The sequence below is a fragment of the Martinezella sp. CNPSo 3959 genome, assembly GCF_057784355.1.
In genome coordinates, this window is record NZ_JBXSOV010000015.1 from 136493 (window position 1) to 145107 (window position 8615).

6 protein-coding genes are annotated in these 8615 nt (G+C 62.0%); 2 read left to right on the forward strand and 4 right to left on the reverse strand.

The window, feature by feature from the left end:
* Nucleotides 1-36: 36 nt before the first annotated feature.
* The gene (locus AC13RE_RS24720) at nt 37-2205 is read left to right on the forward strand and encodes a malate synthase G (protein WP_488564875.1); all 2169 of its coding nucleotides are present in this window, start codon (nt 37-39) and stop codon (nt 2203-2205) included.
* 143 nt (nt 2206-2348) lie between these two features.
* Here the strand turns inward: AC13RE_RS24720 and AC13RE_RS24725 are convergent, their stop codons facing one another.
* Nucleotides 2349-3023, reverse strand: a complete 675-nt coding sequence (locus AC13RE_RS24725) for a L,D-transpeptidase (protein WP_112414816.1) — start codon at nt 3021-3023, stop codon at nt 2349-2351.
* A gap of 181 nt (nt 3024-3204) precedes the next feature.
* Here AC13RE_RS24725 and AC13RE_RS24730 point away from each other — a divergent pair, with 181 nt between their 5' ends.
* Nucleotides 3205-3792 (forward strand): MmcB family DNA repair protein, encoded by a 588-nt coding sequence (locus AC13RE_RS24730; protein ID WP_488485793.1) that lies wholly within the window; start codon nt 3205-3207, stop codon nt 3790-3792.
* Between the two features lie 58 nt (nt 3793-3850).
* Here the strand turns inward: AC13RE_RS24730 and AC13RE_RS24735 are convergent, their stop codons facing one another.
* From AC13RE_RS24735 to hrpB, 3 genes are all read right to left on the reverse strand, one after another.
* On the reverse strand, nt 3851-4438 hold the full coding sequence (locus AC13RE_RS24735; RefSeq protein ID WP_132719574.1) for an ActR/PrrA/RegA family redox response regulator transcription factor: 588 nt from the start codon (nt 4436-4438) through the stop codon (nt 3851-3853).
* Nucleotides 4439-4513: 75 nt separating this feature from the next.
* Complete coding sequence (locus AC13RE_RS24740; RefSeq protein ID WP_488564882.1) at nt 4514-5806, reverse strand: ActS/PrrB/RegB family redox-sensitive histidine kinase; 1293 nt, start codon at nt 5804-5806, stop codon at nt 4514-4516.
* A gap of 47 nt (nt 5807-5853) precedes the next feature.
* A complete protein-coding gene (gene hrpB / locus AC13RE_RS24745; RefSeq protein WP_488564883.1) occupies nt 5854-8319 on the reverse strand; it encodes an ATP-dependent helicase HrpB in 2466 nt (821 codons plus the stop codon).
* Nucleotides 8320-8615: the final 296 nt, after the last annotated feature.

The following is an 8615-nucleotide window of genomic DNA, read 5'->3' on the forward strand; positions in this document are numbered from 1 at the left end:
AATTGAGCCGTGGAACGGCCTTGAGGAGTATATGGCATGAGCCGCATTGAAAAACACGGACTTCAGATCGAACAGGTCCTCTACGATTTCCTCGTCAAGGAGGCGCTATCGGGTTCGGGCGTGGATGCGGAGGCCTTCTTCGCCGGCTTTTCCAAGATCGTCCACGATCTCGCACCGAGAAACCGTGAGCTCCTTGCCAAGCGTGACCGGATGCAGGCAGCGCTCGACGACTGGTATCGCAAGAACGGCGCCCCCGTCGATCTCGCCACCTATGAAGCCTTCCTGCGCGAGATCGGCTATATCGTGCCCGAAGGCCCGGCCTTCACGATCTCGACCGCCAATGTCGACCCGGAAATCTCAGAGATCGCCGGCTCGCAGCTCGTCGTTCCCGTCATGAATGCCCGCTATGCCCTGAACGCGGCCAATGCCCGCTGGGGATCGCTTTACGACGCCCTCTACGGCACCGATGCCATTCCCGAGACCGATGGCGCCGAAAAGGGTAGGGGATATAATCCCAAGCGCGGCGAGAAGGTCATCGCCTGGGTTCGTGATTTTCTGGATTCCACCGTGCCGCTCGCCGGTGCAAGCTGGAAGGACGTCACCGGCCTTGCGGTCAAGGATGGCGCTTTGGCGGTTACGACCAACGGCGGCGCTGTAAAGCTGGCCGATAGCAGTCATTTCGCCGGCTATCTCGGCGATGCCGCTACCCCCACCCATATCCTGCTGAAGCAGAACGGCATCCATATCGAAATCGTCATCGACACGAGCACGGCCATTGGCAAGTCCGATCCGGCCGGCATTTCCGATGTCCGCCTGGAATCGGCAATCACGACGATCATGGACTGTGAGGATTCGATCGCGGCCGTCGATGCCGAGGACAAGGCCGAAGTTTACCGCAACTGGCTCGGCCTGATGAAGGGCGATCTGACAGAGGAAGTCGTCAAAGGTGACAAGACCTTCACGCGCCGGCTGAACCCCGATGTCGCCTACACCGCGCCGGACGGCAGCACGTTCGATCTGCATTGCCGTTCCCTCATGCTGGTGCGCAATGTCGGCCACCTGATGACCAATCCGGCCATTCTCGACCGCGATGGCAACGAGGTGCCTGAAGGCATCATGGATGCCGCCATCACCGGCCTGATCGCGCTCTACGACATCGGCCCGAATGGCCGCCGCAAGAATTCCCGCACCGGCTCGATGTATGTCGTCAAGCCGAAGATGCACGGGCCCGAAGAGGTCGCCTTCGCTGTCGATATCTTTACGCGCGTCGAAGACCTGCTCGGCATGCCCAGGAACACCATGAAGATGGGCATCATGGACGAGGAGCGCCGCACGACGGTCAACCTCAAGGAGGCCATTCGCGCCGCCCGCGAGCGCGTCGTCTTCATCAACACCGGCTTCCTCGATCGCACCGGCGACGAGATCCATAGTTCGATGGAAGCCGGCCCGATGATCCGCAAGGGCGATATGAAGCAGGCCTCTTGGATCGGCGCCTACGAGAACTGGAACGTCGATATCGGCCTCGAATGCGGCCTTTCCGGCCATGCCCAGATCGGCAAAGGCATGTGGGCCATGCCGGACCTGATGGCCGCCATGCTCGAGCAGAAGATCGCTCATCCCAAGGCCGGCGCCAACACCGCCTGGGTGCCGTCCCCGACGGCAGCGACGCTGCACGCCACCCACTACCACCGCGTCAATGTCGCCGATGTCCAGAAGAGCCTGAAGAGCCGCGCCCGCGCCAAGCTTTCCGACATCCTCTCCGTGCCGGTCGCCTCGCGGCCGAACTGGACGCCGGAGGAAATCCAGCGCGAGATCGACAATAACAGCCAGGGTATCCTCGGCTATGTCGTGCGCTGGGTGGATCAGGGCGTCGGCTGCTCCAAGGTGCCTGACATCAACAATGTCGGCCTGATGGAAGACCGCGCCACCTTGCGTATCTCGGCGCAGCATATGGCGAACTGGCTGCATCATAAGGTCATCAGCGAAGCGCAGATTGTCGAAACGATGAAGCGCATGGCGGCGGTGGTCGATCAGCAGAATGCCGGCGATCCCAACTACATCGCCATGTCAGGAAATTTCGATAGTTCGGTCGCCTTCCAGGCCGCCCTCGATCTCGTTCTCAAGGGACGCGAGCAGCCGAACGGCTATACCGAACCGGTCCTGCATCGCCGCCGCATCGAACTGAAGGCAAAGCAGGCGGGTTGATAGCTCGTTTGTGATGTTTTGCGGCCAAGAACAATGCTTGGCACCTTCTTCCCAAAGGGAGAAGGAGGGACGGCCACCCGCCCCAAATAAAAAGGCCGCCGGATATCGATCCGGCGGCCTTTTTCAATCCGAATATCCAGTGATTACTGGACCACGACAACCTTGGTGCTGCGGCCCGGAAGAACGCGGCTGTAGAGATCGATCACGTCCTGATTGATCAGGCGGATGCAGCCGGAGGAGGCGGCGGTGCCGATCGAAGCCCATTCCGGCGTGCCGTGCAGGCGGAACAGCGTGTCCTGGCCCTTTTCATTATAGAGATACATGGCGCGCGCGCCGAGCGGGTTGGAAAGGCCCGGGTTCATGCCGCCGTCGACATACTTGGCAATTTCCGGACGACGGACAGCCATTTCCTTCGGCGGGTGCCAATTCGGCCATTCCTGCTTCCATGCAACATAGGCGGTGCCGGACCAGGAGAAGCCCTGCTTGCCGACGCCGATGCCGTAGCGCATCGCTTCGCCATTGCCGAGGATGTAGTAGAGGTGACGCTCGCGCGTGTTGACGATGATCGTGCCTTCGGCTTCATCCGTCTTGTATTCGACGATCTGACGGCGGAACTGCGGCTTCACCTTCTGGATCGGGATCGCCGGCAGCTGAAAGCCATTGTCGGTCGTCACACCATAATCGCCATCGAACGTCTTGATGGTCTCGGTAGCCGAATTTGCGGTAGCGGCCGGCGCTGCTGCGGCGGTGGTGGCATAGCCAGCCGATGCGAGCATTGCGACAAGGCCGAGTGCGGTCATAGCATTACGGATGCGCATGGAAGTCTCTTGAATTTTCGTGGCGGGAAACGGATGGCTATCAACCATCTTTGTCTAAAGTTTATTTTCCATTAAACTTGGCTTTGCAAGCTGCTCTGGCCCTACAAAAATAGTGCCGGCGCGCAAATTAGAAGGACATGGTTTTTTTGCAACAACGCCAGGCCTGTCCCCGAGACAATTCATGACGATTTTGAACGTTTACAATAACAATCCGTTAATAGATGGTCGGCAGTCGGAACGGGCCATGCTTGTACGCAAGGGCGTGCAACTATTACTGCATGACATGCGTCACGCCGTGCTACCCGAGCTGCCCCTTGCCAGCGGGCGCCGCGCCGATCTCATCAGCCTTTCGGAAAAGGGCGAGATCTGGATCATCGAGATCAAGACCTCGATCGAAGATTTCCGCGTCGACCGCAAATGGCCCGAATACCGGCAGCATTGCGACCGGATGTTCTTCGCGACGCACAAGGACGTGCCCCTGGATATCTTCCCGGAAGATTGCGGGCTGTTTCTGTCGGATGGTTATGGCGCCCATATGATCCGCGAGGCGCCGGAGCATCGCCTGCCGCCGGCGACGCGCAAGTCGGTAACGCTCAACTTCTCCCGCGCCGCAGCCCAGCGCCTAATGCTGGCCGAGTGGGCAACGGGTAAAGATTTTGCCTTCTCCCCTCGGGGGTCCGAAGGACGGGTCGAGACCGGTGGCTCGACCCTGGTTGGTGCCCGCCCTTCGATAGCGCAGGACGCCGATGAGGGAAGCGAGGAGCTTTAGCTTCGAGCGTTTTTTGCAACTCGCGCTTACAGCATCCTTCTCCGAGGCAAAGTATGCTCTATTTCGGCGCCCGCTTGGCAAGGATGCGCTGCAAGGTGCGGCGATGCATGTTGAGCCGGCGAGCCGTCTCGGAGACATTGCGCTCACACATTTCATAGACGCGCTGAATATGCTCCCAGCGTACGCGGTCCGCCGACATCGGGTTTTCAGGCACTTCGGCCTTCTCACCAGGGCGCTGGGTCAGCGCGGCATAGACGTCGTCTGCATCGGCCGGCTTGGCGAGATAGTCGAGCGCGCCGAGCTTGACTGCGGTCACTGCTGTCGCGATGTTGCCATAGCCAGTCAGCACCACAATATGTGTGTCGTCACGCCGCTGGCGGATGGCTTCGATCACGTCGAGCCCGTTGCCGTCGCCGAGGCGAAGGTCGACCACGGCATATTTCGGCGGGGTCGCCTTGGATTTGGCAACGCCTTCCGCCACGGATTCCGCCGTCTCGACTGCAAAGCCGCGTGTCTCCATTGCCCGCGCCAGTCGGCGCAGAAAGGGGCCATCGTCATCGACGATCAGCAATGTAGCATCCGGGCCGATATAGGCCTCGGCATCCTTGGCCCCTGCTTGCGGGGCCACGCTTTCCTTATCCGTCATTTTATCTTCTATCCCGGCGACCATCCGCCTGCATATTCAACCGATTTTGACGATGGCAGTTTTAAGCCGCGAAAATCATTTTGTCGAATTACTGTCGATTAACACGCGCGGCCATTCGACGCGGACACGCGCTCCCGGCGTCTCCGCGTCGCGATTGCCGAAGGAAAGTGTAGCGCCAGAGCGTTCCAGCAACGTCTTGGCGATGAAGAGCCCGAGCCCGAGCCCGCCTGCCGTGTCGTCGCGCTGGCGTGAGGTGACATAGGGTTCGCCGATCCGCGCCAGTATTTCCGGCGAGTACCCGCCGCCGTCGTCCTCGATGATAATAGTCAGAGTTTCGGCGGTGTATTCCACCGTGACGGTCACAGTCTTGCGGGCGTAGTCGACCGCATTTTCGATGAGGTTGCCGAGGCCGTACATGATGCCGGCATTGCGTGACAGAACAGGCTCGCCGGAGCGGGGACTCTTTTCGATGAGTTCCAGGTTGATTCCGAATTCGCGATGCGGCGCGATGATCTCTTCCATCATCGAGGATAGCGTCAGCCGCCGCATATGCGCCTCATCCTCGGAAGAGAGCGTCGTCAGCCGCCGCAGGATATCGCGGCAACGCTCGCTTTGGCTGCGCAGCAACGCCACATCCTCGCGGAACCGGTCGTCTTCTCTGAGCTCCCGTTCCATCTCCTTGGCGACGACGCTGATCGTCGCAAGCGGCGTGCCGAGTTCGTGTGCGGCCGCTGCCGCTAGGCCGTCGAGCTGAGACAGATGCTTTTCCCGCTGCAGCACCAGTTCGGTTGCAGAGAGCGCATCTGCAAGCTGCGAGGCCTCCATGGAGACGCGATAGGCATAGAAGGCGGCAAAGGCCATGGTGGAGGCGATGGAACACCAGACGCCGAGCTGCATCACGCTGTGGATGTTGACGGCAACACCCTCGTACCAGGGGAGCGGGAAGGGCGAGAAGGCGAGGCCGCTAATGCAGATCATCGCAAGTCCGATCAGCGGCATGCTGTAGCGGATCGGTTGCGAGGCGAAGGAGATGATGACGGGCACGCAGACCAGCACTGAGAAAGGGTTGGCAAGCCCGCCGGTGATCAGCAGCAGCCCGCAGAGCTGCAGAAGATCGAGACTGAGCAGCGCGAAAGCGGCCGGGGGTTCCAGCCGGTGCGTCGGCGGATAGCGCAGCGTCAGGAAGAAGTTGATCCAGGCAAGGCAGGCGATCAGCACGCAGCACGGCAGAAGCGGCATCGGAAATTTCAGCCAGAAGGCAACGATCATCACCGTCACCGTCTGGCCGCCGACTGCCAGCCAGCGGAGGCGCACCAGTGTCTGCAGCCTTAGCCGCCGGCTGGTATGGTGGCCTTCCTGTGCCTTCATTTCGGCCTCGGAGAGTTTTTCCAGTCCTCGGAAGAAGCGTGCCATCGTCAGGTCCCCCTTGGCTTGGCGCGTGTCGTCGGCAAGGCCTCGGCCGGATCTTCCGGCCATGGATGCCTGGGATAGCGGCCGCGCATGTCGGCGCGGACATCCTTCCAGGATCCGGCCCAGAAGCCCGGCAGGTCGCGCGTCGTCTGGATCGGGCGATGTGCCGGAGATGTCAATTCCAGCACCAGCGGCAATCTGCCGCCGCCGATGGCCGGATGCTGCTTCAGCCCGAACAGCTCCTGCACGCGGATGGTGAGCAGCGGCTCCTCGCCGTCATATTGTATAGGATGGCGCTGACCGGTGGGCGCCTCGAAATGCGTCGGCGCCATTCGGGCGAGATCGCGCTGCAGTTCGTGCGGCACCAGCGACATCAGTCCATTGGAGAGCCCGCCGGCCGAGATATCGGAAAGGCCGCGCACACCGCTTTGAAACGGCGTGAACCATTCGTCGAGTCGGCCAAGCAGTGCTTCATCGCTCATGTCGGGCCAGGGCTCGCCGATCGTCCTGTATAAGAAGCTGATCCTGTCGCGCAGCTGCATCGCTTCCTTGGAGAAAGGCAGGACGTCAATGCCGAGTTCGCGAATACCTTCGGCCAGCGCTTTCGCCGCCTGTTCACCGGAGGGGCGGGGCAGGGGCGTTTCCTCGAAGATGATGGCGCCGAGCCTTGTCGCCCGCCGCGCCCGCACCTGTCGGCTCGCTTTATCGAAAAAGCTTTGATCTTCGGTGCGGATCTCGCCCGGCAAATGCTCTTCGACATCGGCGCGGGAAATCTCCGCCGCCGCCAGAATGCGCGCCTGCGCTGCCCGTCCCGTCAGGTCGGCGATGACGAGCATCAGCGATCCCGCCAGCCGCTCGGTCTCCGGCAGTTCCGCGCCGCGCCCATTGGCCATGACGAATCGCCCCCGCCCGCCGCGCTGCAGCGCGATTCGATCGGGAAAGGCATGCAGCAGCAGCGCGCCAGCAAGCGGAGGAGCAGAAGTGGCGGCGCTGCCTTTGCTGCCGGCAGCCCGCGCGAGTCGCCCGGCCAGCCGGCGCGCCGCCTCGGCCCGCTCGCCCTTTTCCGTCTTGAAGCGACGCAACCGATCTTCCAGATCGATGCTCTGGCCGCCAAGCCCCTGTTCCGTCAGCAGCACAGCAAGCAGCGCCGCCTCGCGCGCCTGGCCGAATTCGCCAGCGGAAATAACCATGGCCGCCAGTCGCGGAGGTAGGGCGAGCTCGCGCATAAGCCGGCCGCGCGCCGTTAGCCCGTTTTCCGCGTCGAGCGCACCCAGCTGCCGCAGCAGGGTCCGCGCCTCGGCAAGTGTCGTTGCCGGCGGTTGGTCGACGAAGGCAAGCGTTGCCGGATCCTGCACGCCCCAATGAGCGAGATCGAGTGCGAGGCCGGAAAGGTCGCTGGAAAGAATCTGCGGTGGCGTAAAGGCCGGAAGTGCCGCCGTCTGGCCCGGGTGCCACAAGCGGATGGCTATACCCGGCTCAGTTCGCCCGGCACGGCCGGCGCGCTGATCGGCCGAGGCACGCGATACGCGCACCGTTTCGAGCCGCGTGATGCCGGTCGAAGCCTCGAAAACAGGCAGGCGCTGCAATCCGCTGTCGATGACGATGCGCACGCCATCGATGGTGATGGAGGTTTCGGCGATCGAGGTTGCCAGCACGATCTTGCGGGTGCCCTGGACTGCGGGCCTGATCGCCGCGTCCTGCTCCTTTTGGCTGAGATTGCCGTAGAGCGGCGCGATCATCGTCTCCGACCCGAAGCGGCCTTCGAGCCGCTCCACCGTGCGGGTGATTTCCGCCTGACCGGGCAGGAAGGCGAGGATGGAACCCTGTTCGCTCGCATGCGCGTTGAGGATCGCCCGCGTCACCGTATCCTCGATCCGTTCCCCTGCCGGCCGATCCAGATGGCGGATATCGATCGGAAAGCTGCGGCCCATGCTCTCGATGACCGGTGGATGATCGAGCAGGATCGCGACACGCTCAACATCCAGCGTTGCCGACATGACGAGGATGCGCAGATCGTCGCGCAGCGCCGATTGCACGTCGAGGGCCAGCGCCAGGCCGAAATCCGCATCCAGCGAGCGCTCGTGGAATTCGTCGAAGATGACGGTGGAGATGCCTGATAGTTCGGGATCGTCGAGGATCATCCGCGCGAAGACACCCTCCGTCACCACCTCAATGCGGGTCTTGGAAGAGATGCGGTTGTCGAGCCGCATGCGATAGCCCACCGTATCGCCGACCTGTTCGCCAAGCAGCGAGGCCATGCGGGCGGCCGCGGCCCTTGCCGCCAGCCGCCGTGGTTCCAGAAGAATGATCCTGCCATCGCCGCGCCAGGCCTGCCCTAAGAGATAAAGCGGCACCAGCGTCGTCTTGCCGGCGCCGGGCGGCGCGGAAAGCACGGCACGCCGCTCTTTAGCGAGTGCGGCGCCAATATCGGCAAGCACATGCGAGACCGGCAGCTCCGGCAATGAAGGCACTCTATATGTCACGCCGGCGGGCTCCACATATGTTTATGGGCGAAAGCTGGAGTTTGCCGGTTCGACGCAGCTTGTGCCCGCCTTTTATCGAGAAGCACCATATCCGCTCCCTTCAATCTCTCGATGTCTATTAGGTCCTGGGTGTCCGGCTGGCAATGCGAGGCGGATCCGGTGCTTGCAACAGGCGCAAGTAGCCCTTTGGGAGCGCTTATCGGGGCGATTCCGGCAGACGACGTAAAATGAATCCTGAAATCGCCGCCAATCGCGAAAAAATCTCCAGGATTTCAGCGCCACTT